We start from the raw sequence: 2,499 nt of genomic DNA, 5'->3' as shown, positions 1-2,499 counted from the left end.
GCGGATTTTAATAATCTGAGGAGAGCCCATTCCCTGATTTAAAAAATGATCTAAATTACCAATAAGCTTATTGGCAGTAAAGCGAAATAAGCCTAGTTGCCCTTCGCTGACTGAGTAGCCGTTGTCTTTTAGATAATCTACAAAAGGTTTAGTTTGCTTTGTTTTATAATTGCTGCCTTTTTTAGAGTCTGAGGACTCCTCAGACTCTTTTTCACTACTTAAATCACTTCTAAAGTTTGACTCTAGTTCAATCAATGCCTTAGCTTTATCCACTAATATCAATTCACCACGGGCTTCGTTTTCAATCAAATGTGCGATCACAGCCTGCGTTCTGTTGAGTTCGCCTTCCCATGCTTCTACAATACAATCAATTGCTGCAAACTTTGTATCACTAGTTTCTCTGTATAGCGCCTTAAATGCTAAAAGCCTGGTGTTACCACCTTTAATTAAAGTATAGCGCCCTGTTTCAGGGTTTTTTACCACTGAAAATCTTTGTTGCAACCCTATTTCTTTAATTGAGTTTTTAATATCATCAAAATGATCATTGTTTGCTTGACGAGGGTTAAATGCGTATTCATCAATGCTTTGAACCGGAATTCTTCTAATAATTGGTTCAATATTGTCACCATGTTTGTTAAATTTTGGTACAGCATCTAAATTAACTTTAGATTTAAAAGCACTGGGGTTGCTTAATACTTCGATATCAATCATGCCTTTGTTTGGAACTATTTTTTTTGTCATGCTTTACCCTCTTTTTGTTTAATATAAATCTGCTTGGTGCTAATATCATCAATTACTAAAGCAAGTGCGTATTTTGGGAATCTTTTACAGATAATCCTTAGTGCCTTATAACCAGGCTTACGAACACCACTTTCATATTTTTGAACTGATGCATAGCCTATTCCTAGAAAACAAGAAAATTCTTCTTGAGTCATTTTTTGTAATAATCGTATGTTTTTTATTTTTTCTGAAAATTTCATATAGTGCCTATTGTTTAATCTTGGTTTCATAAATCCATTTGTTAAATTTATTAGTAAAGTCGTTGTCTAGCGCCTGTTTTACCAATTTGTTTTTATCTTTATTGCCATTGGAGTAGGTTTCTTGCTGTTTTATGTTTAATTGAGCATAAAACTCCTGCCAAAGTTCTCTACCTTCAATAATGTGTAAATTATCTTTAAATAATTGCACTATTTCTAATGGTGTTATTTTTGTATTGGTGTTTTTACTTAAACGCTGAACACGAGAGAAAAAGAAACCTCTCATTGTTGTTGTGTGAAATCCTTTTATTTTTTCTTTTTGGGTTGCGTTAATTGATAGCAACAGTACTTCTGTTGGTATTTTTAAAAATGACTGTAACTTGTCACCATGAAAGCCTAAATTAGTTAATTGCTTATTAATGCTATTTGGTTTTTGATTTATTTCTTCGATTGGATGGGTGCCTTTTTTTGATATTATAAAATTAATATGAGTTATTTTTCTGCCTGTTTTAATGAGTGCAACTTCAATTGTTAATATTGAATTTTTGTTAATAACATTAACTTGATACTTAATAACTCTGTTGATAAAGTGCCCTGTTTGTTGAAATTTATCTTCTGGTGTATTTGTTAACTTCCTAAGTTCTTCAATCGATCTTTTTACTGAACCTAAGTTTATATTTTTGTGACAAATATTGTAAATAGGGACTTGCTTCATTGAAGTAATAAAACCTAAATTTTTAACATCATCTAAATCAAAATTTCCTTTCTCTGGGTCTGGATTTAAATGTTCTTTTGCTTCTGGACGAAAAATCATAATAATTTGTTGCTTAATATGATTGTATTTTATTGAATCAATAATTGGAATAAATCTAAACCCCACTTCGTCTCCTTCGATAATTGGAATTGCAATGGCACTATTTGCTTTTGTTTCTTGTGCTACTTTGTTAAGTCTTTTTTTGATTAACTTATTGTTTTTAAATGAAGGAAAAATATTTTCAACTTCTTCTCTGTCAATAACAACACGAAATATATTTTGATCTTGTGTTATGTCTTTTTGAAAATATAACTGGTCTTTGAATTTACTAGCTGCTAGACTGAATATTTTGTAAGTGTCTACTGACATATTGTAAAAAGCATTTATTAATGCATTGGATTTTTTGATTTCTGTTATTTTATTTTTCTGCTTCATTGTTTTATTTTTGTTTTATTTGTTTTATAAATGGAAGGTAGTTTTAAGAGTTTAAAGAGTTTAAAGAGTTTAGAGGGTTATTTTCATTGTAATAACAATTACTTATGACACTAACTATCACACTTTTTAACCTAACTATCACACTTTTTAACCTAACTATCACACTTTTTAACCTAACTATCACACTTTTTAACCTAACTATCACACTTTTGTACTTTTCTTTGGTAAAGCCATACAAGCCGTGTGTAGCCTGAGTTTTTAAATGGCTAACTATCACACTTTTTAACCTAACTATCACACTTTTGTACTTTTCTTTGGTAAAGCCATACAAGC

The 2,499-nt window shown here is 30.5% G+C and carries 4 protein-coding genes; all 4 read right to left on the bottom strand.

Going from position 1 to position 2,499, the window contains the following annotated elements; translation table 11 throughout:
• Positions 1-741 (bottom strand): ParB/RepB/Spo0J family partition protein (locus BBROOKSOX_RS10025; RefSeq protein WP_180323987.1); only part of this gene is annotated, 741 nt, incomplete at its 3' end.
• Positions 738-980, bottom strand: a complete 243-nt coding sequence (locus BBROOKSOX_RS10020; protein WP_180323986.1) for a helix-turn-helix domain-containing protein — start codon at positions 978-980, stop codon at positions 738-740. The genes BBROOKSOX_RS10020 and BBROOKSOX_RS10025, both read right to left, overlap by 4 nt.
• Before the next feature lie 7 nt (positions 981-987).
• Positions 988-2,166, bottom strand: a complete 1,179-nt coding sequence (locus BBROOKSOX_RS10015; RefSeq protein WP_139661586.1) for a replication initiation protein — start codon at positions 2,164-2,166, stop codon at positions 988-990.
• A 43-nt stretch (positions 2,167-2,209) separates the two neighbouring features.
• Positions 2,210-2,499, bottom strand: a 290-nt coding sequence (locus BBROOKSOX_RS10010; RefSeq protein ID WP_218973731.1) for a hypothetical protein, incomplete at its 5' end; no start/stop codon positions are given.

It is taken from the genome of bacterium endosymbiont of Bathymodiolus sp. 5 South (assembly GCF_900128535.1).
Taxonomy (GTDB): domain Bacteria; phylum Pseudomonadota; class Gammaproteobacteria; order PS1; family Pseudothioglobaceae; genus Thiodubiliella.
Note: the sequence above shows the minus strand (reverse complement) of the source record. Positions and strands in the feature narration are given on the sequence as shown.

What these genes read in the sequence shown, in the direction of transcription:
- BBROOKSOX_RS10020 (WP_180323986.1), bottom strand. Translation starts at nt 980, where the DNA reads ATGAAATTTTCAGAAAAAATAAAAAACATACGATTATTACAAAAAATG.
- BBROOKSOX_RS10015 (WP_139661586.1), bottom strand. Translation starts at nt 2,166, where the DNA reads ATGAAGCAGAAAAATAAAATAACAGAAATCAAAAAATCCAATGCATTA.